Source organism: Niallia sp. NCCP-28 (assembly GCF_023168165.1).
Lineage (GTDB): Bacteria > Bacillota > Bacilli > Bacillales > Cytobacillaceae > Niallia.
On sequence record NZ_BQYJ01000001.1, the window covers coordinates 530,948 to 554,964 of the forward strand.

Genomic DNA, 24,017 nt, shown 5'->3' on the forward strand with positions numbered 1-24,017 from the left:
TAACAACTCACTTTCATATCAAGTATACCGCCCATAAAATTTTAACTTTTATATAGCATACATTCTTTTTTATTTTTTCATACTAACTATTAAATCCGTATTTAAAAAAGCTTTTATGAATTGATAAACAATATTCATAATAAACATTAAATATGTATTATACCATTGTATGCTGGAAAACAGTAAGCCATTTCCCCCAGGAATCAAAAAAACCATCCATATTGTAAAATGTTTTTATGATTGCCCCTCTTTACAACGCTTTCATTTCTTCAAGTTTTTTCTTGCAAACTAAAAAACTTGAAGACAATTTATCCTTTGTTTTTAATAGATAAAAAAACCGCTAACACTCAGGTGTAACGGCTATTTGATTCCTTTATCTATTTTAGCATAAAGTCTCTATATTATAAATTTTACCACTTTTATCTATAGTATAAACCACCCGTTCCTTTTTAACTTACCCGATTAGCCACCAAATCGGTTATTGATTCTAGGATACCCGTATCAAGCGATAATTCAGAAAGAATTGCTTTTGCTTTATTAATATGGGTATCAAGCTCCTTTTTCGCTCCATCCATTGTCAAAAGAGCAGGATATGTACTCTTCTGATTGTACGCATCACTTCCAACTGGCTTACCAATTAATGCCTCATCGCCCTCAAGATCTAATATATCATCCCTTATTTGGAAAGCTAGACCTAAATGCTGGGCAAAGTTTGTCAACTGCTGCAGCTGCTGCTTATTCCCTTTGCTTAAAACTGCTCCTAAAAGGACGCTTGCCGCAAGCAATTTTCCTGTTTTATGGATATGGATATACTCAAGTTCTTTTTGGGAAAGTTTTTTCTCCTCCCCTTCCATATCAGCAACCTGCCCTCCAACCATTCCTTCGGGACCTGCTGCTTGAGAAAGAATTTCTATTGCTTTTACTATTGTTTCTCCACTAAACTCTTTTGTCATTTGTGTCAGCAATTGAAAACTATATGTCAAAAGACCATCTCCCGCCAGAATAGCAATGGCTTCCCCATATACTTTATGATTTGTCGGGATTCCTCTTCTTAGATCATCATCATCCATGCTTGGCAAATCATCATGAATAAGGGAATACGTATGAATCATTTCTATAGCCACAGCCGAAAGCAGTCCTTTTTTTGGATCTTCTCCAAATGCATGCATAGTCGCAAACAGTAATAAAGGACGAATCCGTTTGCCTCCAGCACTGATGGAATATGCCATTGCATCTTTAATAACAGACGGTGCAGAAAGCTGATCAATACTTTGTTTCATGTGTTCTTCTAATAGTTTTTTATACGTTTTAGCAAAATCATTAAGAGATGAATACCGCACTGGATTATTCCTCCTCTGATATGGAAAAAACCTCTTTTTGACCGTTGTCTAAAACAATCTCTGCAAGCTGTTCTTCCACATTTTTTAATTTATCATGGCAAAATTTAGAAAGTTCCATTCCTTTTTTATATGTATTGATTGCTTCTTCTAATGGAACATCTCCCTCTTCTAATTTTTCGACAATTCTCTCTAACTCATTCATTGCTTCTTCAAAAGATAGATTTTTCTGTTCAGCCAACATGGATCACTCCTTAATTTTAATCACCTTTGCTTCTATGGAACCATCTGAAAGCTTCACTTCCAGCGAGTCATTTTCTTTCAGCTGCTTAATGCTGCTTAATAGTTTGCCATTTTCAAGATATGCTAAATTGTATCCTCGTTCCATTATTTTTAGTGGACTTAGCGCATCCATTGTTTGAATAATGGATTGAAAACGATGGATTTTTTGATTATAAATAAGCATCATATTTCTTTTTAAATTTTTTTCTAAAACATTTAAATCACTATCTGCTTTTTTCACCAGCTCTGATGGATGATTTCTTTCTAATTGTTTTGTAAAGAGCATCCATTTTTCTGTTTGCTTCTCTTGAAATTTTTTCATATTGCGATAGAGCAGCTCTTTTTGTCTATCCAATTGTTCCATTTTTTGTTCATGGAGAACTTTCGGATAGCGAAAAGCATAAGATCTTTGAATTTGCTGGAACCTCGTCTTTTGAACCTCTACTTTTTCTTTTGTGGCACGTATTAATCTTGCTTTTCTTGACAAAATTCTTTCTATAACATCTTCTATATTCGGAGCCGAAAGTTCGGCTGCACCTGTTGGCGTAGGTGCTCGTAAATCGGCAACAAAATCAGCAATGGTAAAGTCTGTTTCATGACCAACAGCAGAAATAATTGGCACTTGTGAAGAAAATATCGCCCGTGCTACTTCTTCCTCATTAAATGCCCATAATTCTTCTATTGATCCGCCTCCTCTGCCAACAATTAGAACATCTATTGGCGGTTCTTTCTGTAAGTTTGCTTGATTAATGGCCTGAACGATTGAGGGGGCTGCTGCATCACCTTGTACGAGGGCAGGAAATATGATGATTTTAGCTATTGGATATCTTCTTTTTATCGTTGTTAATATATCTCTAATAGCTGCACCTGTTGGAGAAGTAATCACTCCAATGGTTTTCGGGTATTTAGGGATGGGTAGCTTGAATTTTGGTGAAAACAAACCTTCTTCTTCTAACTTTTTTTTCAATTGCTCGTATGCTAAATAAAGTTCTCCAATGCCATCTGGCTTCATTTCATGAACATACATTTGATACTGGCCACTCGGTTCATAAACCGTTACACTTGCTTTAATTAATACCTTCATCCCATTTTCTGGTTTGAATTTCATGTTTTGATTGCTTTTTGCAAACATGACAGCGAGGATTCTTGCCTTGTCATCCTTTAATGTGAAATACATATGACCGCTAGTGTGCTGTTTAAAGTTAGAAATTTCACCTTTGACATAAACTGCATGCAAATGAGGATCAGCATCAAATTTTCTTTTTATGTATTTGGTTAACGCCTGTACAGATAAATATCTTGTTTCCATTTATTGTGCTCCTTATCTAAAAGGATCCGGAAGGAATAAACTACTCTTAAGTTACTCCTCCCATAGCATTTTTGTTTACTGATTTTTTTATTTTTTTGATAAAGTGAAACTTCAATTAGTGGATTTTTCTCCATCCCCACTGATTGTTCATTGCGGCAAGATAAGATATAGGTCACATAGACATTGCCACAGGACATGTGAGGGTTACTGTCTGTTAATGCGTGATAAAACGCCATTTATGAATTTGCTTGACTGATCATCGCCATAAAGTTTAGCAATTTCTACTGCTTCATCCATTACTACATTTGCCGGCACTTCGCCACCAGCATACAGCAGTTCATAAATAGACAATCTCAATAAATTTCGATCTACATTAGCAAGTCGTTCCATCGTCCAATTTTCTAAATGTTTTTTGATGATTTCATCAATTTCCTGCTGGTTCTCTAATACACCATCGACAAGACTTGTTAGATAAGCATCCTGTTTTTCTCCATCTAGTGCATGTACAATCGCTTCTTCTTTATCTGTTTGACTAAGGTCAATTTGAAATAATGCTTGCAGTGCTTTTTCTCTAGCAGTTCTTCTTTTCATGTTTCATCTTTAGCTCCTTTAACATCTTAACCATTTGTATTCCATCAAATCATATTACCAAAAAGCTGTTGTTTATAAACTAATTTTATATAAGATAGCGACCAGATTTAACGATAGGCATTTAATATCCACTATATTCTTAGCGTCAATTACATTGCAGCTGCTGCTTAAGTCCATTTTGCTTATATAATGTTTCCTATATGAAACTAAACAACTTTGTGCTACACAGCTTTTTCAATAGTATAAAACAATCTCACTTTCTAAAAAGATAATAGCACAAATAACTAGAAACTTCTATGTGCTCTTTCATCGTTTTTTTCGCGCCTTTATAGTCAGAAAAATTGCATATTAAAAAGGTGCTGCTAAAGAATACTGTGGATTTTCGTTTCCTTTGACCTTTTGGAAAGGAATTAAATTGCAAATCATTTTATTGATATCATGGAGGAAAATCATCTGACAAAAAAAGACTGCCAAGGATTTTAAATCAGTCTCCGTTTTAATAAAGATACTGTCTCTTCACCAAAATGGAGACTATCCACTAGCAGTCTTTTTTATGATTATCTACTATATTTCTTGATCATATTCCGCTTCTTGCGTTTTTTGTGCTTCAAACTGAATGCCAACAACATGAATATTGACTTCTTCTGCCACTAGTGCAGTCATATTGATTAGGGTTTGACGAATATTATCTTGGATTTTCTGTGCAACTTGTGGAATAGACACCCCAAAAATCATCACACAAAATACATCTACTTTAATGCCTTCTTCTGTCAGCTCCACCTTAACGCCTTTGCTGTGGATTTTTTTCCCTAGCTTCTCCACAACACCTGAAGCAAAATTGCCTCTCATTTGTGCAACACCTTCTACTTCTGATGCAGCAATTCCAGCAATTACTTCAATAACTTCGGGAGCAATCTCTACTTTGCCTAAACCATTTTGTTCTTGATTCATTTCTAAAATTGTATTGTCTGACATGATTATTTCCTCCTTTTAATCTTCTGATTTCATCAAATCATACATTTCTAAAAATTTTGTGTTGAAATCTCCATCCACAAATTTTTTATGATTAAGGAGTTGCAAATGAAACGGTATGGTTGTATGCACACCTTCAATAACAAATTCGCTGAGGGCCCTTTTCATGCGAGCAATCGCTTCTTCTCTTGTTTTGCCATACGTAATAACTTTAGCGATCATGCTATCATAGTATGGAGGAATAGAATAGCCTGGGTACGCTGCAGAATCTATTCGCACTCCTAAACCGCCTGGAGGCAGATACATATGTATCGTTCCAGGAGATGGCATGAAATTTTTTGCAGGATTTTCTGCATTGATGCGACACTCAATAGCCCATCCAGTAAAAGTTACATCTTTTTGTTTAATTTCAAGAGGTTTTCCTGATGCAACAAAGATTTGTTCTTTGATTAAATCAACCCCAGTAACCATTTCTGTAACAGGATGCTCTACTTGAATTCGTGTGTTCATTTCCATAAAATAAAATTGTTCGGCGCGGTAATCATAGATGAATTCGACCGTTCCAGCGCCTGAATATTCAACCGCTTCTGCTGCTTTAACCGCAGCTTCTCCCATTTTGCTGCGCATTTCTTCCGTTATAACAGGCGACGGCGTTTCTTCTAATAGTTTTTGCAGTCTTCTCTGAATAGAGCAGTCTCTCTCTCCTAAATGGATAACATGCCCATAATTATCTGCAAGCACTTGAACTTCTACATGGCGAAAATCTTCAATATACTTTTCTAAATAAACGCCAGCATTTCCAAAAGCAGTTAAAGCTTCCTGCTGTGTAATGCTGATCCCCTTAATAAGCTCTTCTTCTGATTTGGCGACACGAATTCCTTTTCCTCCGCCTCCAGCAGTCGCTTTAATAATGACAGGATAGCCGATTTCAGCTGCTAAAGCAATTCCATCATCCAAATCTTGGATAATCCCTTGTGAGCCTGGAACAATCGGCACACCTGCTTTTCGCATTGTTTCTCTTGCTATATCCTTTGTTCCCATTTTATTGATTGCTTCAGGACTTGGTCCAACAAAGGTAATATTGCAATCTCGGCATAATTCAGCAAAGTCAGCATTTTCTGCTAAAAATCCATAGCCTGGATGAATTGCATCGCTTCCTGTTAATGTAGCTGCACTTATTATGTTCGTAAAATTTAAATAACTGTCTTTTGATGCTGTTGGTCCAATGCAATATGCTTCATCTGCTAATTGGACATGCAGCGAATCTTTATCTGCTTGCGAATAAACAGCAACTGTTTCAATATTAAGTTCTCGACATGCTCTAATAATGCGGACAGCAATTTCCCCTCTGTTTGCTATTAACAGTTTTTTTATCATTGGTTAAATCCTCTCTTTATTAAGCCTTTACTAAAAATAATGGTTCACCATATTCTACAAGTTCTCCATCTTTTACAAGAATTTCTACGATTTCTCCATCTACTTCTGCAGTTATTTCATTAAATAACTTCATTGCTTCGACAATGCACACTACAGAATCCTTTGTTACTTTATCTCCTACTTTTACATACACATCTTTATCAGGCGATGAAGATGCATAGAATGTGCCTACCATAGGAGAAGTAATTTTATGTAAATTTTCATTCACCTCTGGTTTCTCTTCTTTTGCAGCTGTTTCTAAAGGTGCAATTGCTGTCTCTAGCATTTGCGGTTTTGCTGGAGGAACAGTCTGTACAGCAGAAACCATCACTTGTTCGCCGTAATTTTTTTTGATTTTTAATTTTGTTCCATCTTGCTCGTAAGAAAAGTCATTTACATTTGATTCGTTTATTAATTGAATTAGTTCTTTTATTTCTTCTATTTTAAACATGTAAAACACCCCTTAAATAATTCATTTATGACTAGCTACTAATATCATACGATAAGACCTTATAATAGTTCAACATTCTTCTTTAATCAAGTGCTAATCGGTTCGTTTTATGCTGCTTTAAAAAATAGATTTATTTTTGCTCTTTCCATTCTATCATACCATTTTCAAGCTAAAATAACTAATAGAAGTCATCTAGCGCCCCTTCTTTGTAGCATTGCCATTTATTAAAAACGCTAATATAGAAAAAGGGAAAAGATTATGCATCTTTTCCCTTTCTAATGCGGTATACATTTTTTTATCATGCATTAACAGTCTTTTGCCCCCCAGAAAAATCTAGGTGGAAAAGAACAAGCTCATAGCTTAACTAGCAATCAGCAGGGGATGAAGACCCCCTCCTTTATTTGCTTGGATCAAATTTAACCGCAACATATGCGCCTGGTTCATTCATATTTTTGCGCACTAGCTGAATGATATCATTTGCAGCCTCTGCAGAAAGTTTATCCGCTTTAACGGTAACATTCACCACTCCATCAACAGAACGAACAAGCACATCATCGTAATTATCTGCTTTTATTAAAGTTTCTAGCATTTTTTCCTGATCTGCTACTTCTCTTAATTGATCAATTTTCTCTGCTGCTTCACTTTTTTGTTCTGCAGTAGCCTCAGTTGATCCCATTACATCTGTTAATTCTTCTTCTTTAGCACTTCTTTGATCCTCAAGTTCTAAACGCATTTCATCAAATTCTTCAGCTGATTCCACTGTAGAAACAGTATCACCTTCCGTTTTTGCTTCACCTGCAGCATTTTCTTTCGTTTTCGTTGCCGCTGTATTATTTTTTGCTTCTTCTTTTGTTTTGCTTTCTTCTCCTGCTGCAAATTCATTTGTTTGCTCAGGGGATGTAATATAATAAACCGACAAGACTACCACTAAACTTAACATTGTTAATAACCAAACCGTTTGTTTTTTTAATAACATAAGCTAAATCCTCCTTAAGGTTGTTTTGGCATGACAGAAACACGATGACTCGGGACATCTAGCGCCCTTGTTACAGCCTCAATAATCATGCTTTTAACTTTTATATTTTCAGCTCCTTTTGCAACAATGAGAACACCCCTTATTTCAGGTTTTTTCGTCTCTACTACAACAGGAACTTGTTTATCGCCATTTTGGATTATCACTAGCTGTGATTCTGTAGAAGCATCTTCCACTTGCCTTTTTCCTCCTTGAGGATCTGTTTCTTCTGTTGTTTGATTTTGCGTTGTTGTATTTTTTTCATATACTTTTTTCTCTGTTGCATCCACATTCACATACACTGTTGCATTTTTCACACCTGATATGTTATTGATGGCTGCTTTAATCTCTTCTTTATATTTTTCTTCATAATCTATTATTCCGCTAGATCCCTGTGATTTTTGTCCAAATGTTTCTTCTGCTACAGGCGAACTTGCTACAGTAGCGGCTTCTTTTGTTGAATCATTATGAAAAAACATATTGCTTAAAAGCATAATCGCTGCTCCAAACAGCGCGACAATAATTAAATACTGGACTTTTCCTTGTTTGTTTCCTGGGCCGCCATTGTTAATAAATATCTTCTTTAACGAACTAATTGGTCCCTTTTCTTTATCCATTTGCTTCACTCTCCCCTCCTTCTGTCACAATGTCGATATTTTCATCTTTCACATCCCACTTATTGGCAAGAAATGATGTTATGCTGTCTGTATCCACTTGTAATTGTTCAGATTTAAGAGAGTCTGGATTTTGGGTATTAATATCTACTGTTTTAACTGCTTCCACAGCATTTTCATTTTGCTCTCCATTCCCTGGCTTTAAGGAAATAACCAATTTCTCCAAATTTTCCGGAAAACTTTTTTCACTGCTTTTGTCCACTGTTATACTAAGTGCTTCTATTTCAACTCCGTATTGATTTACCAACTCCTTATTTGCATCCTCTTTCATTTGGACAGCCATTTTGTTTAATGTATATTCATCTAATGATGCTTGTATTTCTTTTTTCTGCAATTCCATTGAATTTTTTATATTTTTTTCATCGGAATTCTTAAAAGTTGCCAATGCAACAACATCTTCAAAATCATGCTGAACAAGTTTAAAGACTGGTGTTAAAATAACGGTAATAAGCAATAATCCAGTAACCATCTTTGCATATTTTTGAAAGGAGGAATTTGGTAATAACATATCCACAACTGTTGCTAGAAGTACAAATAAAATAATATTTGTCACCCATTCGATAATAAAGCTCAATTGACTTCCCCGCCTTTCTACTTAACCATCATTGTTAAATTTCCGGCTGCAATAATGACGGTAATTGTGAGGAAAAACATTAACGATACAACCGCAAGTGCGGCAAAAACATATAATATGCTTTTAGAAATGATATCGAGGCATGTGATAACCGGCCCCCCTCCTAATGGCTGCAAAACGGCTGCGGCAAACTTGTATATAAATGAAATCATTAAAATTTTTAATGCTGGGAATGCTACAATAAAAAGCAAAATAGCAACTCCTGCAATCCCAACTGAATTTTTGAGAAGCAAACTTGCATTAATAACCGTATCCGCTGCGTCTGTAAACATTCTTCCTATAACAGGAATAAAATTTCCTGTTATAAATTTTGCTGTTTTAATCGTTATTCCATCGGTTACAGCCGAAGAAGCCCCTTGAACAGAAATAACACCGAGAAAGATCGTCAAGAATAAGCCCAATATGCCAATGCTGACATTGCGCAAAAGATTAGCCAGTTGCGTTACTTTGTATTGCTCGGACAAGGCACTGACTATATGGAGCAATGTTGCTAAAAACAGCAGCGGCAAAACAATATATTCAATCAGCATGCCACTTGTATTCATCAAAAAAAGAATAACTGGATGAAAAAATGCAGCAGAGATAACCCCGCCCGATGCTGCCATCAATGCCAATAAAAGGGGTACAAGTGCTAAGATAAAACCAGTCATTGTAGAAATTGCTTCGTTTGCGAATGTTATCGCTACATGAAAGCTATTTAAAGCAAGAATAATAAGCACCATAAATACAATCCCATATGCAACTTTGCTGATAGAACTTTTTTCAAAAGAATTTTGAAGCATTTGCAAAAGCATGCTAAAAATAGTTAATAGTATAAGTGAACCAAGCAACTTTCCGTTCACAATAATTTCATGAAAGGCAAATTTCATCATGCCAGAAAAAATCCCTTGCAAATCAATTGAATTTCCATTTTTTATAAAATCGTATAAACTTCCTTTTTGGCTTTCCGGTAAAAAGCCTCCATACTCTTGGGTGATATGCTCCCAAAAGCCTTTTAACTCCTCTAAATTCAACTTATCTATCTGGGAATCAACCATTTGCTGCGTATTGCTTGCACTTGTTTCTTCCTGTTCTTCTTCTTGAGGCGAGGCTTGGACAGTTGGAATAAATAAAAAAAAGAGAATGATCATAAATAGCAAAATGACGTTTAGTTTTGTTTTCATTTCTTCACCTCTAGCATTAGAACAATCTATAAACACTGATTTAGTTGGGTATCATATTAATGATCGTTTCTACTAAAACTGTTAAAATAGGAACCGCCATGGACAAAATGATGATTTTTCCAGCTAATTCTATTTTGGAAGCAATAGAAGCCTGTCCAGCATCCTTTGTAATTTGAACAGCAAATTCAGCAATATAAGCAATTCCGATTATTTTTAATATCGTTGCTACATATACCGTATTTACTTTTGCATTTAAGGCAATTTTCTCAACCATATGAATAATCGCCGCGATTTGGTCTACTAGAAAAAGAAAAATCGTGCATCCGACAAACACAACAAGCAAAAAAGCGATGTTTGGCTTTTGTTCTTTTATAATTAGGACAAGAAATGTAGAAATGAGGGCAATCCCTACAATTTGAAGAATTTCAATGACAATATCCTCCTTTAGCCTTGAAATAAAAATACCGACTTAATTTTCTGAAATAAATCTTCTACTATGTTAGCAACCATAAACAAAATATAGATAAATCCAAAAAGGGTTACCCATTGTGCATATTCTTTTTTTCCTACTTGATCTAAAATGGTATGCAAAAAAGCAACCACAATTCCAACACCCGCTATTTTAAAAATGATATCTACCTCTAAACCCATCCTATTCTCCTCCTACAACTAACTACATCAATAAAATAACGATTAATAAGCCAGAAAGAACCCCTAAGCTTTTTACCATTTTTTCGTATTTCATCTGATTATTTCTTGCTTCTGCTTCTTCTCTTTCTAGATGGGAAAGAGTCAGTAATATTTGCTTTTGCTGAGAAATCCGATCATGCCTGCCCAAGGTTTCGCCAAATTGTTTCATAATTTCTAATTCTGGCTGTTTCATCGCCGTACTTGTCCAGATTTCTTCTAAACTTTTTGACCAAGCATCTCTTACTGTTGTTTCTTCCTGCGCCAGCTTATTAGAGAACACAGAAAAAAAAATAGAAAGAGGAGGACTAAGCTGTTCTGCCAATCTTCTAGCTGCTTCATGCAATGGTGTATGAGCATACATAATTTCAGCTTCTAAAGACTGCAGTGCTGTTTTTAGCTGCCGCAATTGTTTAGGCCGTTCACTTAACACTTTAGAAAATTCCATGCCGACCCAGCTTGTAGAAGCAAGAATAATAATCGCTCCAACAATTTTTATCATGAAGTTGTCACCTTCATTTCCCTAGACACTAATTTTCCATCTTTATTTTTGATTGCTCCAACTGTTCCTGGACCATTTTTTCTATTTAATTCAATAAAACGATCAAATATGCCCATCTCTATAATCGGCTTTAATACTGGTCTATTTTTTATTTCTTCCAATGTTGTTCCATGTGTTGTCATAATTAACTGAACACCTGCATTTACCGCTTCAAGAATTGCTTCTCCGTCCTCTTTCCTCCCTACTTCATCCACTATCAGTACATCTGGACTCATAGAACGGATCATCATCATCATTCCTTCCGCTTTTGGACAAGCATCAAGCACATCTACTCGAGGCCCAAATGTCATTTGCGGCACGCCATGGATAGAGCCGGCAATTTCCGACCTTTCATCTACAATGCCCACTTTGCTAGAAATTTTTTTATATTTCTTATCTTCATTTGATATATACCTGGCAATATCCCGCAATAAGGTTGTTTTTCCCGTTTGTGGAGGGCCGATTATCATGGTATGAAACCATCTATTTTGTTTATGCAAAAACGGAATAAAAGATTCTGCAATCCCAATTTTTTCTTTTGCTATCCGAATATTAAAACTTGCTACCTCGCTGATTGCCTTTACCTTGCTGCTTTCCAAAACTACTTTTCCTGCTAAACCAACTCTATGTCCCCCGATAATAGTGATATAACCTCTTTTTAATTCTTCTTCCATTGTATAAACAGAATATTGACTGATCTTATTTAATAGATGATCAGCATCTTCCCTTGTAATAATGAAAGGAAAAAAAAGCGGTTTTCCATTTATACATACTTCCAATGGACGATTAATTCTAATTCTTATTTCTTCGATTCCTTCTCTTTCGTTTGGAGGGATTGTGAGAACTTGATTTGCAATGCTTTTAGGCAAAAATGAATAGATGGAATTCACAAAAAGTTCCTCCTTTTTAGGTTGTCCCACAGTTTTTATAGATGAGCAGGCTGTTGCCTACCTGTCCTCTACTTTCATTTTCTTAATAATATGTATGCATGATTAGTGGAATTATTCCTTTTCGCTATCTCCCTTTTTATTTTTAATAGAGAAGCTTTTTCTATTTTAAATTTCTCCTCCATCCAAAAGGCTGTTTTCACCAAGTTTGTTGTTTTCAACAGAAAAAATAAAAGAAATAAATTTCGGCAGCGACTTACTTTAAAAGCCGCAATCTATACAAAAATACCATCTAAAATCAAAGGAAAACCTACTATCATTTGGAATGATTAATTATAGACCCATCCTCAAACAATAACTTGTAATGCATTTATTTTTTCAGAAGATAATGGAGGCATTCTAAAAATGAAAAAGTTAACTATATATTTATCGTTTCTAATCTTGTTGTTTATCCAAACAAGCCCAGGCACAGCTGCTCCAAAAGATGGACCAAAAAATATTATTTTATTAATTGGAGATGGGATGGGGTTGGGACAAATGGAGATTGCCAGATTATTTGAATATGGCAAAAAAGGGCATCTCTATATAGAGACTTTGCCATATACTGCTCTTGCCCATACTTATTCGGCCAATAATCGAGTAACGGATTCAGCTGCCGGAGGAACTGCTCTTGCCATTGGAGAAAAAACAAAAAACGAAATGATTGGCGTCACTGCTAATGGAAAAGAGAAAAAAAGCATACTTGATCTGTTTAAAAATCATCTTTATAAAACAGGAATCGTTACAACAAATTCTGTTACTGATGCAACACCAGCAAGTTTTACTGCAAGTGTAAAAAATCGTTGGGAGGATCAACACGCAATCGCAAAACAGCAATTGCAAACTAAAGTAGATGTGATTATGGGTGGGGGATTAAGCTATTTTGGAGCCAATGAAAAAGGCGATACCAACTTGATTAACCAATACAAAAAAGCTGGCTATCAATTCGTTGCAACAAAACAGGAACTCCAACATGCAAAAAGCGATAAAATTTTAGGGCTCTTCGGACCAAAACATTTAAATTTCAAGTTAGACCGAAATAAACTGCATAGTCAAGAACCTACATTAACCGAAATGACTGCCAAAACAATTGAAACACTTTCTAAAAATTCCAAAGGTTTTTTTGCCATGATTGAAGGCGCAAGAATTGACCACGCCTCCCACGCAAGTGATCTAACAAGCATTTGGAAAGAGACAATTGAATTTGATAATACGGTAAAATATTGCGTAGAGTGGGCCAAAAAACATCCTGATACATTAATAGTTGTTGCAGCAGATCATGAAACAATGGGGATTTCCTCCTCTGAACCAATGGACATTAAAGCACTAAAACAAATTTCAGTTACCCCCCACTATATGGCAAGCCAATTACAAAAAAACAAAAGCGGAATCGGCTATACCAATCAAAGCATCAGAAAAGTTTTTAAACAATATGCACATATGACATTAACAAACAGAGATATTGCTTTATTTCAATCAGACATAAAAAATGATCGAAATCAGGTTTATCCAGATCAGCAAATTGCTTGGGAAATCGGCAATAGAATTGCTAAACACTACCATGCCGGTTCATTGGATCGAAGCACCGAAAAATTAAGCACTACGGGGGGGCATACCAGCAATATGATTGCTGTATTTGCATATGGAAAAGGCGCAAATCAGTTTCATGGAGTAATGGATAATACCGATATCCCCAAAATATTAGCAGAATTAATGGGATTTGCTTTTTAGATCTTCTTTAAAAAAGGTCGTTTTCATCTAGTTGATTGCTATTTAACCTGCTCAGTAAGTATAAAAAGCTTTTCATTTATTTAACAAGCAATATCTTTTAGAAAAAAGCAAAAAATAAGGCTAGCATCCAAGTTTGCAGCAAGTTATAAAGCTGCAAACTTTTTATTGTTATTGTTGTATTAAATAATCGAGAATACAGCAATATTAGCTTTTACATGCCTTTTAACCTCTATCGAAATTTCTTTTTAAAACTAGTCCAAACCTTTTTTATTCTCTTTCATATCATACTACTATATTCAATATAAGGGAGGTGGCTTTGCCAATGTTTATTTTCCCAACCTCTGTAACAACTATTAGTAATGCCTTTCAAAAAAGCGGTCCTAATAAACACTTTGGTACAGATTTTGCTGCAAAGGGAAATCATAAAATAATTGCGAGCGCTAGTGGAACTGTATCAAAATCGTATTACTCAAACAGCTATGGGGAATGTATCATGATACTCCATACAATAAATGGAATAACATATGAAACTGTTTATGCACACTTGCAAAAGGGATCTCGCAAAGTGCTCGCTGGCCAAAAAGTGCAGCAAGGACAGCTTATCGGCATAATGGGCAATACCGGAAATTCAACTGGCCAGCATTTACATTATGAATTGCATCTAGGCAGATGGAATAATACAAAATCAAATGCTGTTGATCCAATGAACTATCTGAATGCAGCAAGCCAAAATATTCAATATACAAACTATATAGTTAAAAAGGGCGATACTTTAACACAAATAAGCAAACAATATCAAACAACCATTGATGCCATTGTGCATGCTAATAATTTAAACGACAAGAATTACATTTACGTAGGACAATCACTAAAAATTCCTTTTAAGTAGATTAATTAGTACAAAAATCAACAATCCACTTTAATATAGCCAAATTTTAAATATCATTCCTTCTTTTATTTCCAGCATAATAATCCATTTTCAAATTATAAAAGCAAAAAAAAAAGCAACCTTTAAGGTTGCTTTTTTCAGCCGCATTTGCCGCTTAGGTGTATGGAGTTTCAAAACCTGCTCCACCAGGTGGGTGTTCGCAAAAGATTTCTTCATATGTCCTTATGAATAAATCATAAAGCCTGCTGTTCCGTCTTTAATATAGAACTCCCTAATTATCGATAAAGGTTGAAACTTCATACGATAACGTACAACGCAGCTTTTATATTTATATAATACAAGAAAAAGTCATAAAACGCAAATGGTAATAATCGTCACTTGCTCTTATATATTTTTTGAACTATGCCTTATGCACGAGAAACATAGCTAGCTTCAGCTGTATTAATAATCAGTTTATCCCCTTGGTTAATAAAGAAAGGTACTTGAACAATTAATCCTGTTTCCAACGTAGCAGGTTTTGTGCCACCAGAAGCAGTATCGCCTTTAATTCCAGGCTCTGTTTCCGCAACTTCTAATATAACCGTGTTCGGAAGCTCCACACCAAGTGTTTCTGATTGGTACATCATGATTTGCACTTCCATGTTTTCTTGAAGGAATTTCAATTCATATTCAATTGCACTTGCTGGCAGTTCAATTTGATCATATGATTCAGTATCCATAAATACATGCTGATCGCCGCTCGCATATAAATACTGCATTTTGCGGTTATCAATTTGAGCTTTTGCTACTTTTTCTCCTGCTCTAAATGTTTTTTCTTGGATAGCCCCTGTTCGTAAATTTCTTAATTTAGAACGAACAAATGCCGCTCCTTTTCCAGGTTTAACATGTTGGAAATCAATAACTCTCCAAATCCCGTTGTCTACTTCAATCGTTAAACCTGTTCTAAAATCGTTTACAGAAATCATGTAAATAATCCTCCTAATCTTATTTCAAAATAATAAATTCTTTTGTTGAATGGGTTAAAGCTTCATTATGAACATCCGTTATCAATGTATCATCTTCAATACGAACTCCACCAAGACCTGGAACATAGATACCCGGCTCTACTGTAACAACCATGCCTTTTGCTAAAACAATTTCTGATTTAGCGGAAAGCCCTGGTCCTTCATGCACTTCTAAACCGATACCATGGCCTGTTGAATGTCCAAAATTATCACCATATCCATGTTCTGTTATGTAATCCCTAGTTAGCGCATCTGCTTGAATTCCTGTTAAGCCTGGTTTTATTCCATTCATGCCTTTTAATTGTGCCTGCAAGACTATTTGATATATTTCTTTTAATTTTTCGTCCGGATTGCCTACAGCTATTGTTCTTGTAATATCCGAAACATATCCATTATAGTAAGCGCCATAATCCAATGTTACGAAATCACCATCTTCAATAACTTTATTTGTTGCAACACCATGAGGCAAGGCAGATCTTTTCCCTGATGCCACGATTGTATCAAAGGATGATGAAGTTGCACCTGCTTTTCGCATAAAAAACTCTAATTCATTCGAAACTTCCAACTCGGTTTTCCCAACTTTAATAAAATCAAGAATATGAGTAAAAGCCGCATCCGCAATCTTGGCCGCTTCCTTTAATATCTTAATCTCTTGGGGACTCTTAATCAAGCGTAACTTTTCAATTAGACCAGAAACAGGCACTAATTCGCCTTTTATCGCACTCTCGTAAATTTTATAATCAGTAAAAGTCATATAATCTTGTTCGAAAGCAAGTCTTTTTATCCCCATCTTTTCCGCTTGAACAGCCACCTCTTTATAGATAGGGCCTATGTGCTGAACAATTTCAAATCCTTTACATTGCTCTGCCGCTTGTTCCATGTACCGGAAATCGGTAATAAATTTTGCTTCTTCCCCGCTGATTAGCACAACCCCGCTTGTTCCAGTAAAGTTGCTTATGTAACGGCGGTTGTAGTTGCTTGTTACCACCATTCCATCTGCATTTTCTTTTATTAGTGCTTCTCTTAATTTTTGTAGTTTTTCCATTTTTCGCCTCTCCTTGCCCGTTTTTATTCTTTTGGCACTATGTATTTCTTATGCAAAATCTATTCCATTTAAAACCGATTCATCGACAGTATTTTATCATAGTTTTGTTATCCTTCACTACTCGAAATATTTGAACTAGCCTTTTTTTCTTTCATTTTTTTTGTTTGAATTTCACTTTCTTCATATGAAATCGTATAGCCGACAAACACACCGTAAAGTACATATAGACAAGCAGATGTAATTAATGTATCTCTATTTAGCTTTAAAAAAGGATCCATGCTTGGAAATATTGGATTGAGCACAATAAAAACAAGAGCAAATAAAGCAAGGCCAAACCCAATGCTTATGTATATTTTTTTAAATTTCCTTAAAGCAAGATAATAAGCAAAAGCTGCTCCAGTAGAAAGCGCCCCAAGCACTATTATACTAATGGACGTTCCAAGCCACCCTCTTTTCCACTCCCCAAGCGCCCATGGTTCTAAAAGAATATTAACCGGAATTTCTGTAAAATTTAGATAGTATGCAAAATAGCCAATCGATGACCAAACGATTCCTCCTATCATCCCCGTCCAAATAACAAGTGCAATAAATGACATTGGCTTTTCATGCTGTTGTTTTTTCTTCTTACTTTGCTGTTTATCATTTGACATAATAGATACCTCCAACATTTTTTGAAAAAATTTTCCTCTCTTAACATAAACTAATGTTGTATATAGTATCACCGTTATCTTGCTGTTCATTCCTTCTGAATCAGATTCATACAATGAAAGTAAATAAGGTGTTAGGCTAGTTGTTTTGCGATATTTTTAGTAATATAGAAGTAGGTATATACAGCAATTCGATTTTCTTCTTTACTAACAGAAAAAACATTTATATTTTGCTGTTTCACCAAATTTAACCTGAGGCTGGTGTAACTTTCATGGGAAATGAGCAAAAACCTATTTATGGAGGGCAGGCAGTAGTAGAAGGTGTAATGTTTGGAGGAAAACATCATTACATCACTGCTATTAGACGCAAAGATCAAACAATTGAATATTTTCATCTTCCGCGGAAACACAATCAAAAATTTGCGAAACTAAAAAAAATCCCTTTTGTGCGAGGAATTGTTTCCATTATTGAAGCAAGCGGAAACGGCACAAAACATTTAAATTACTCAACTGACCGCTATGATGTGGATCCTGCAGAAGATTATAAATTAACAGAACAAGAGCCTTCTAAATTAACCATGATACTTGGTGTTGCAGCAATTGGCATCCTTTCCTTTTTATTTGGAAAATTCATCTTCACATTGGTTCCAACTTTTTTAGCTGCATTGTTCCAGCCAATAATCAGCGGCCATTTCGGACAGATCTTGTTAGAAAGTTTGTTTAAGCTAATTCTCTTGCTGAGCTATATATACTTTGTTTCTTTAACTCCATTAATTAAGAGGGTATTCCAATATCATGGAGCAGAACATAAAGTAATAAACTGCTTTGAAAATGGATTAGATTTAACCGTAAAAAACGTTCAATCACAATCTCGTCTCCATTACCGATGCGGCAGCAGTTTTATACTATTCACTGTATTTGTTGGATTATTTCTTTATTTATTTTTTCCGACCGACTCCCTTGTAGAGCGTGTATTAAGCAGAATAGCGCTAATACCAGTTGTTTTAGGAATCTCTTTTGAAGTTCTGCAATTAACTAATAAAGTCAAAAATGTTCCAGTTTTAAAATATTTAGGCTTGCCTGGTTTATGGCTGCAGCTTCTGACAACAAAAGAGCCCAAAGACGATCAAGTAGAAGTAGCAATTTTTTCATTTAAAGAGCTTCTGCGAAGAGAACAAGAAACAGCAAAACAAAATGCATCATCGATTTAGCTGAGGCATTTGCCAATAAAACAATCTTTTAGACCCATTTCTCAAACTTTTTTAAAAAAATGCATTCATTTATTGCTAAATTATTTAAATTTGAATAAACTTTTGTAATTACTCGTTTAAAATTTTTAAAAAATGCTTATCATGCTTTTAGGGAGGTGGCTTTTTTGAAGAATCGTATTTCAATAGCAGTCATCAGTTTCGTGATCTTGTTTGCTTCAATCGGTTTGATTTCCAGACTGATTACAGACCCAATCGGCTTTGTAAAAAATATTGCGGTTTTATTAGTTGTTGGTGTGCTTATTTGGTTTATTGCCCAAAGACTATATAAAAGCAGTCCTCAAAAAAGAGAACAGAAAGCTTTTATTAAAGCAGCAAAAAAATCTAAAAAGAGGCTGCATTATAAGGAAAAATCCCCAAATAAACCAGCTAGTCTAAAAACTAATTCTTCCTTAAAAGCAAAAAAATTTAAGCGCAGTACTACTTCAGCGCATCTTACTGTGATTGAGGGAAAAAAAGGAAAAAAAAAGAATCGAGCTTCTTTATAGAAGCTTGATTCTTTTTTTTTCAACCGGCTGCCTTAGAGAAATTTTAATAAGGATAGGGGCATCATCTATCAACAGAGGAGTTTAATAAGTCCATGTTTTAAAAAATTTTTGAGCATAAGCTCTGCCTAATTGGTATAACTCCTCTTGCCTTTCTTTTGTTAAAGAGAATTCTGTTGCTGCGATTCCTTCTGTTGGAATAAAAATAATATTTTTGGCATGTTTTCTGGAAATATACCGAGAGTCATGGGCATCTTTCATTGTTTCAAACATGGCGCCAAATAACTGTATTGCATTATGAATGACATGTTTGGGATGTTCTGCAATATGATGACTTAACGATATCCCTAAAACTGGTCTTGTTTTTAAAATATTTTCCTGGTCAAACAGCCACATAGGAAAATTGCTTAAAACCCCTCCATCCACAATAATGCTTTTATTAGTAGCTGGACCCAGTTTCACCGGTTCAAAAAAATAAGGTAAACTGCAGCTCATTCGAATTGCTTTTGCCACAGAAAAATGCTGTGGGTTAATTCCATATTTAGGGAGATCATCTGGCAGAACTAAAAGCACTCCATTTGTAATGTCAGAGGCAATGACTCTTAAGGTTTGTGGGGGCAAATCGGCAAATGTACGTATTCCTTTTGCCGCTAATTTTTCCTCGAGCCATTTCTCCAATGCATTGCCTTTATATAAACCCAATTTCCAATAAATGAATAACCATTTGGCTAATGGAAAAGGCACCAAAAGTTTTCGTGCATCCATAAATAGAGATAGGTCCAGTTCCTCAAGCAACTCCTTGATCTCTCTGCTTGAATAATTTGCAGCAACAAAAGCAGCAACAATCGAGCCTGCACTTGTGCCAGCCAGCCTTGTAAACTTCAGCCCCTTTTCCTCCACTACTTCATATGCACCAATTAATGCTAGACCTTTGATTCCACCGCCTGAAAAAACCCCGTCTATGTACATAAAGTCACTCTCCTTATAATTCGTGCATTGATACACTTTAAGCGAGTGAGACAAAAAATAGTACTTGGATTTTTAATTTGTTGGTTTCTAGACGTTTTACCCATACATAGTCCAATCCTTGCACATAAGCTATTGTTGTATAAATAGAAAAAATGAGGAGGATATACAATTGAATCAACCACTTTATTTTCATGAAGATATGAGAAGACCTTTTGGCAGACCTGGATTTGGCGGTCCTGGTTTTGGGAGACCCGGATTTGGTTTTGGCAGACCTGGGTTCGGTTTTGGCGGCCCTGGTTTAGGGTTAGGGTTAGGATTTTTAGGCGGGCTTGCAACAGGAGCATTATTATCGCCAGCATATGGCTACGGGGGATATCCTCCTTATTATGGATATGGAGCACCATATGGATACTATTGATTTATATAGATAGGAAAAGCAAATAATCTCTAAAATATAAAAAGGCAGCATACAATTTGCTGCCTTTTTATATACTGCCAGAAAATTCATGTAAAATAAGCCACTTCTGCATATGGAAAAAACTCTGCAATATAGCCACGAATCGTTCCTTCGAGATCCTTCGCTTCATCATCTTTATATACATACTTGCCTATTCCATATCGTCCCCATTTATATTTGCGCTTTTCTTCGTCCATTTCTAATTTTGTTTTTGGATATCTTTTTGCAATTACTTTTTTTGCTGGTTTTGTGAACCGATGCTGAATCATTTCAAATGTCAAATCCTCAATTACAGTATCTTTTAGACTTTCTGATAAATGCTGAAATAATTCATAATATCCTGCTTTCCAGTCTTCGTGCAAATAGATGGGGGCAATAATAAATCCTAGTGGATAGCCTGCATTGGCTACTTTTCTTGCAGCTTCCAATCGTTCATCAAAACTAGAAGTGCCAGGCTCAAAATTTTTAATGACATATCTTGAATTGACACTGAAACGAAATCTTGTTTTTCCATTATGTTTTGCATCTAATAAATGATCCACATGATGATATTTTGTTACAAAGCGAAGTCTTCCTGTTTCTGATTTTCCAAAATGCTCAATAGTTTTTTTCAGAGAATGGGTTAAATGATCAATGCCAACAATATCAGAAGTACAAGCTGCTTCAAAACGAGTAATTTGCTCTCCCCGCTCTTTCATGTATTCATCTGCTTGGGCAAATATTTCTTCGATGTTTACATATGTTCTAATATATGGTTTGCTTCCAAGTGTAGTTTGCAAATAACAGTAATGACAATGACCCATGCACCCTGTTGCAAGTGGAATAGCATATTCTGCAGAGGGTTTAGAGGTATCAAATTTTAATGTTTTGCGAACTCCAACAACTAAAGTAGATTTAGCATTACGATATTGCTGAAACTCATTATCCCCAGGTATCCCTCTTACTTGATTATGGGAGGTTGTTTCTCTAATCTCCAGTCCCATCTTTTCAAACTTTTCTTTTAGTTCTCTCCCCAAAGGATAGTCTAATGCTCTAGGCTCAATATATACTAATTGCGGGATAAACGGTTTCATAAAGAAAAGGTGCTCCTTTCTCAAGCTCTTTTCATTTGCATCATTAAAATAGACTCATACTAACTATTAATGTGGGCTAAAAAACAAAAAAAAGGACAGGGAATTATCCCCATCCTCTTGCATTAACCATTCTTTTACAGGCCACATTTTAATTCTGTACTGCAATTGGTGCAAGTATTGCATCCACCAATTTCCTCTACAATTCCTTTTCGGCATACTGGGCAAGTATCGCCAATTTCTGAACCTATTATCATATTGGTAGATCTTAATTCATTCATTGTATCTACTAATAAAGCATATGGTTTTGCCGCTTCTTTATTCTTTTTTTCATCATCAAATGTATTTTCTTCTGCTTTTAATGTTAATACTTGGCTGTCGCGGGAACCATCTACATAAACCGTTCCGCCTTTTGCAACGCCTTTATATAATCTTTCATATACTTTTTGCACTTGTTCCACACTGTATCCTTTAGGTGCATTAACTGTTTTACTGATAGAACTATCGATCCATCTTTGAATAATGCATTGAACATCTGCATGCGCTTTTGGCGATCATTTTCCATGCTTGCATCTTAAACATTAAGATAAACCATTGGTTTGAAGACATTTTTCCTGAATAAGCGGTTCAAATATTCTTCCGAAAAAAAAGCTTATACTATTTATCATAATAAAAAAAGAGTGCTCTTAAACAGCACTCTTTAAAAACAAAAACCGCTACCTTTATTTATCTGCGAAAATTCCATTCATCATTTTCGTATCTTTCTTTTGCTAGCTTATCGACATATTTCACTTGTTCTTCTGTTAATTCATATGGCTCTAGCAGAATATCCAATCCCTCTTCAAAACCCTGTTTAAAAGCGGCTTTTGCCATATCTAATGTAATTTCCTTTGAAGTTAAGCTATTTATCGCAACTGCTTTTTCTTTAAATGCCTTTTGCATTCTTTCTTTTACACGTTCATTCGGATATTTAAACAACTGAAATAATTTATCTTCATCTAAATCTAAAAGAATAGAACCATGCTGCAAAATTACCCCTTTTTGCCTTGTTTGTGCACTTCCTGCTACCTTTCTTCCTTCCACCACTAATTCATACCAGCTCGGAGCATCAAAACAAACAGCAGAACGAGGGTTTTTTAAGCTATTTTTTTGCTCTTCCGTTTTTGGTACGGAAAAATAAGCATCTAATCCTAGCAGATGAAATCCTTTTAAAATTCCCTCTGAAATAACTCTATATGCTTCTGTAACCGTTTTAGGCATATCTGGATAATCTTCTGAAACAATAACACTGTAGGTCAATTCATGTTCATGAAGAACCCCTCTTCCGCCTGTTGGTCTTCTAACAAACCCGAGATTAAGCTCTTTTACGGCATCCATGTTTATTTCTTTTTCTACTTTTTGAAAATAGCCAATAGAAAGCGTTGCTGGGTCCCAACCATAAAACCTTATGACAGGGGGGAATTCACCAGTAGAGTGCCATTCTAATAATGCTTCGTCTAAAGCCATATTAAAAGCAGGCGAACGTTTGCCAGTATCAATAAATCTCCAAGTTTCTTGTGCCATTTAAACCCCTTCTTTACAATAATCTTATGTACTTAAAACCAAGTTATAAGTCTACCAAAAAGTAGATGGGATGAAAAGCAATCAGTCTTTCCTTCCATAAATTTCAATTCCATCGCCTATAATGTTAAATATTAGCTCCTTTTTCCCTATATCTACTTTTAAAAGTTTCTTTATTCGAAAAGTATTCTCTTTACTAGTATCACGTTTCACTTATATAATAGAAGGAGTGTATGTAATGGAAAGGGGAATGAGCATTGGAAGCGATTTACACTCTTCTAATAGCAATTGCAGCATTTATCATCTATTCTGTGATAATGTGGCTGTATCAACGTAGAATAGTAAAAACAGTAACAGAGGAAGAATTCCGCCAAGGATACAGAAAGGCACAACTAATAGATGTAAGAGAGCCAAATGAATTTGAAGCAGGCCATGTTTTAGGTGCTAGAAATATTCCTTTATCTCAAATGAAAATGCGCCGAGGAGAAATTCGTCCAGACAAACCAGTATATCTATACTGCCAAAATGGCATGCGAAGCGGAAGAGCGGCTCAAATGCTTCATCGCAAAGGCTATAAAGAGCTTACACAACTGCAAGGCGGATTTAAGAAATGGTCTGGAAAAGTAAAAATTAAAAATTAATATTGATTTACTATATAAAAAGAGGGGCCCATAGACTATTCCCCTCTTTTTTGCGTGCAAAAATTTTCTTACAGTAAAAAACATTATATCTTCTTATAAAAAATGCGTTCTTTTTGGAAAACAAAAAACTCGAGGGTTTTCCAAATTCCGCTTATGCTGTTATAAAGGCATCCTCGAGTTTTTTATCTCTCCTGAATGGGCAATAAGTCTCCCGCCTCAAGATTAAAAGAATTCTAGGCGGGGAACAGCAACAGCT

Annotated in this window: 27 protein-coding genes, 1 other RNA gene and 1 pseudogene; 6 read left to right on the top strand and 23 right to left on the bottom strand. The window is 35.4% G+C overall.

The window, feature by feature from the left end; genetic code table 11:
• Positions 1-449: 449 nt before the first annotated feature.
• From NCCP28_RS02610 to spoIIIAA, 15 genes are all read right to left on the bottom strand, one after another.
• Positions 450-1,340, bottom strand: coding sequence for a polyprenyl synthetase family protein (locus tag NCCP28_RS02610; RefSeq protein ID WP_375709359.1), 891 nt, complete (start codon positions 1,338-1,340; stop codon positions 450-452).
• A 4-nt stretch (positions 1,341-1,344) separates the two neighbouring features.
• Positions 1,345-1,581 (bottom strand): exodeoxyribonuclease VII small subunit, encoded by a 237-nt coding sequence (gene xseB / locus NCCP28_RS02615; protein ID WP_248559844.1) that lies wholly within the window; start codon positions 1,579-1,581, stop codon positions 1,345-1,347.
• Between the two features lie 3 nt (positions 1,582-1,584).
• Entirely contained in the window at positions 1,585-2,928 is a 1,344-nt protein-coding gene (xseA, locus tag NCCP28_RS02620; RefSeq protein ID WP_248559845.1) for an exodeoxyribonuclease VII large subunit, read from the bottom strand.
• A gap of 204 nt (positions 2,929-3,132) precedes the next feature.
• Complete coding sequence (gene nusB / locus NCCP28_RS02625; protein WP_248559846.1) at positions 3,133-3,519, bottom strand: transcription antitermination factor NusB; 387 nt, start codon at positions 3,517-3,519, stop codon at positions 3,133-3,135.
• A 564-nt stretch (positions 3,520-4,083) separates the two neighbouring features.
• The gene (locus NCCP28_RS02630; protein ID WP_101174959.1) at positions 4,084-4,494 is read right to left on the bottom strand and encodes an Asp23/Gls24 family envelope stress response protein; all 411 of its coding nucleotides are present in this window, start codon (positions 4,492-4,494) and stop codon (positions 4,084-4,086) included.
• A gap of 15 nt (positions 4,495-4,509) precedes the next feature.
• Positions 4,510-5,868, bottom strand: coding sequence for an acetyl-CoA carboxylase biotin carboxylase subunit (accC, locus tag NCCP28_RS02635; protein WP_248559847.1), 1,359 nt, complete (start codon positions 5,866-5,868; stop codon positions 4,510-4,512).
• 19 nt (positions 5,869-5,887) lie between these two features.
• On the bottom strand, positions 5,888-6,358 hold the full coding sequence (gene accB, locus NCCP28_RS02640) for an acetyl-CoA carboxylase biotin carboxyl carrier protein (RefSeq protein WP_248559848.1): 471 nt from the start codon (positions 6,356-6,358) through the stop codon (positions 5,888-5,890).
• Positions 6,359-6,755: 397 nt separating this feature from the next.
• A complete protein-coding gene (locus NCCP28_RS02645) occupies positions 6,756-7,334 on the bottom strand; it encodes a SpoIIIAH-like family protein (RefSeq protein ID WP_248559849.1) in 579 nt (192 codons plus the stop codon).
• Between the two features lie 14 nt (positions 7,335-7,348).
• Entirely contained in the window at positions 7,349-7,987 is a 639-nt protein-coding gene (gene spoIIIAG / locus NCCP28_RS02650) for a stage III sporulation protein AG (protein ID WP_248560274.1), read from the bottom strand.
• Entirely contained in the window at positions 7,980-8,618 is a 639-nt protein-coding gene (gene spoIIIAF / locus NCCP28_RS02655) for a stage III sporulation protein AF (protein ID WP_248559850.1), read from the bottom strand. Before spoIIIAF ends, spoIIIAG begins: the two co-directional genes overlap by 8 nt.
• Before the next feature lie 17 nt (positions 8,619-8,635).
• Positions 8,636-9,841, bottom strand: a complete 1,206-nt coding sequence (gene spoIIIAE, locus NCCP28_RS02660; RefSeq protein ID WP_248559851.1) for a stage III sporulation protein AE — start codon at positions 9,839-9,841, stop codon at positions 8,636-8,638.
• A gap of 40 nt (positions 9,842-9,881) precedes the next feature.
• Entirely contained in the window at positions 9,882-10,277 is a 396-nt protein-coding gene (spoIIIAD, locus tag NCCP28_RS02665; RefSeq protein ID WP_248560275.1) for a stage III sporulation protein AD, read from the bottom strand.
• Between the two features lie 8 nt (positions 10,278-10,285).
• On the bottom strand, positions 10,286-10,492 hold the full coding sequence (gene spoIIIAC / locus NCCP28_RS02670; RefSeq protein ID WP_101174966.1) for a stage III sporulation protein AC: 207 nt from the start codon (positions 10,490-10,492) through the stop codon (positions 10,286-10,288).
• 22 nt (positions 10,493-10,514) lie between these two features.
• Complete coding sequence (gene spoIIIAB / locus NCCP28_RS02675; protein WP_248559852.1) at positions 10,515-11,030, bottom strand: stage III sporulation protein SpoIIIAB; 516 nt, start codon at positions 11,028-11,030, stop codon at positions 10,515-10,517.
• A complete protein-coding gene (gene spoIIIAA / locus NCCP28_RS02680) occupies positions 11,027-11,959 on the bottom strand; it encodes a stage III sporulation protein AA (RefSeq protein ID WP_248559853.1) in 933 nt (310 codons plus the stop codon). Before spoIIIAA ends, spoIIIAB begins: the two co-directional genes overlap by 4 nt.
• 402 nt (positions 11,960-12,361) lie before the next feature.
• On the opposite strand from spoIIIAA, the gene NCCP28_RS02685 reads away from it, so the two are divergent.
• Both NCCP28_RS02685 and NCCP28_RS23560 read left to right on the top strand, forming a co-directional pair.
• On the top strand, positions 12,362-13,726 hold the full coding sequence (locus NCCP28_RS02685; RefSeq protein ID WP_248559854.1) for an alkaline phosphatase: 1,365 nt from the start codon (positions 12,362-12,364) through the stop codon (positions 13,724-13,726).
• A 322-nt stretch (positions 13,727-14,048) separates the two neighbouring features.
• The gene (locus NCCP28_RS23560; RefSeq protein ID WP_282579517.1) at positions 14,049-14,615 is read left to right on the top strand and encodes a peptidoglycan DD-metalloendopeptidase family protein; all 567 of its coding nucleotides are present in this window, start codon (positions 14,049-14,051) and stop codon (positions 14,613-14,615) included.
• Positions 14,616-14,749: 134 nt separating this feature from the next.
• Here NCCP28_RS23560 and ssrS read toward each other — a convergent pair.
• From ssrS to NCCP28_RS02715, 4 genes are all read right to left on the bottom strand, one after another.
• Positions 14,750-14,940: non-coding RNA, 6S RNA (gene ssrS, locus NCCP28_RS02700), on the bottom strand.
• An 82-nt stretch (positions 14,941-15,022) separates the two neighbouring features.
• Positions 15,023-15,580 carry an elongation factor P gene (gene efp, locus NCCP28_RS02705; protein ID WP_248559855.1) on the bottom strand — a complete coding sequence of 186 codons (558 nt, stop codon included), beginning with the start codon at positions 15,578-15,580 and terminating at the stop codon, positions 15,023-15,025.
• Positions 15,581-15,599: 19 nt separating this feature from the next.
• Positions 15,600-16,664 carry a M24 family metallopeptidase gene (locus NCCP28_RS02710; RefSeq protein ID WP_248559856.1) on the bottom strand — a complete coding sequence of 355 codons (1,065 nt, stop codon included), beginning with the start codon at positions 16,662-16,664 and terminating at the stop codon, positions 15,600-15,602.
• A gap of 107 nt (positions 16,665-16,771) precedes the next feature.
• Positions 16,772-17,314 (bottom strand): YqhR family membrane protein, encoded by a 543-nt coding sequence (locus NCCP28_RS02715; protein WP_248559857.1) that lies wholly within the window; start codon positions 17,312-17,314, stop codon positions 16,772-16,774.
• A gap of 269 nt (positions 17,315-17,583) precedes the next feature.
• Here NCCP28_RS02715 and NCCP28_RS02720 point away from each other — a divergent pair, with 269 nt between their 5' ends.
• Together NCCP28_RS02720 and NCCP28_RS02725 are read left to right on the top strand one after the other, a co-directional pair.
• Positions 17,584-18,522: a DUF1385 domain-containing protein gene (locus NCCP28_RS02720; protein ID WP_248559858.1), complete on the top strand. Its 939-nt coding sequence runs from the start codon at positions 17,584-17,586 to the stop codon at positions 18,520-18,522.
• Between the two features lie 155 nt (positions 18,523-18,677).
• Positions 18,678-19,067, top strand: coding sequence for an SA1362 family protein (locus tag NCCP28_RS02725; RefSeq protein ID WP_248559859.1), 390 nt, complete (start codon positions 18,678-18,680; stop codon positions 19,065-19,067).
• 81 nt (positions 19,068-19,148) lie between these two features.
• Here NCCP28_RS02725 and NCCP28_RS02730 read toward each other — a convergent pair whose 3' ends face one another.
• On the bottom strand, positions 19,149-20,033 hold the full coding sequence (locus NCCP28_RS02730) for a patatin-like phospholipase family protein (protein WP_248559860.1): 885 nt from the start codon (positions 20,031-20,033) through the stop codon (positions 19,149-19,151).
• Positions 20,034-20,232: 199 nt separating this feature from the next.
• Here NCCP28_RS02730 and NCCP28_RS02735 point away from each other — a divergent pair, with 199 nt between their 5' ends.
• The gene (locus NCCP28_RS02735) at positions 20,233-20,451 is read left to right on the top strand and encodes a spore coat protein (RefSeq protein ID WP_248560277.1); all 219 of its coding nucleotides are present in this window, start codon (positions 20,233-20,235) and stop codon (positions 20,449-20,451) included.
• A gap of 86 nt (positions 20,452-20,537) precedes the next feature.
• Here NCCP28_RS02735 and splB read toward each other — a convergent pair whose 3' ends face one another.
• The 3 genes and pseudogenes from splB to NCCP28_RS02750 form a co-directional block, all read right to left on the bottom strand.
• A complete protein-coding gene (gene splB, locus NCCP28_RS02740) occupies positions 20,538-21,563 on the bottom strand; it encodes a spore photoproduct lyase (RefSeq protein ID WP_248559861.1) in 1,026 nt (341 codons plus the stop codon).
• Between the two features lie 134 nt (positions 21,564-21,697).
• Positions 21,698-22,114 (bottom strand): annotated as a pseudogene (locus tag NCCP28_RS02745) (hypothetical protein); the annotation flags it as partial.
• Positions 22,115-22,286: 172 nt separating this feature from the next.
• Positions 22,287-23,123 (bottom strand): lipoate--protein ligase family protein, encoded by an 837-nt coding sequence (locus NCCP28_RS02750; RefSeq protein WP_248559862.1) that lies wholly within the window; start codon positions 23,121-23,123, stop codon positions 22,287-22,289.
• 314 nt (positions 23,124-23,437) lie between these two features.
• Here NCCP28_RS02750 and NCCP28_RS02755 point away from each other — a divergent pair, with 314 nt between their 5' ends.
• On the top strand, positions 23,438-23,761 hold the full coding sequence (locus NCCP28_RS02755) for a rhodanese-like domain-containing protein (protein WP_375709367.1): 324 nt from the start codon (positions 23,438-23,440) through the stop codon (positions 23,759-23,761).
• The last annotated feature ends 256 nt before the right edge of the window (positions 23,762-24,017 follow it).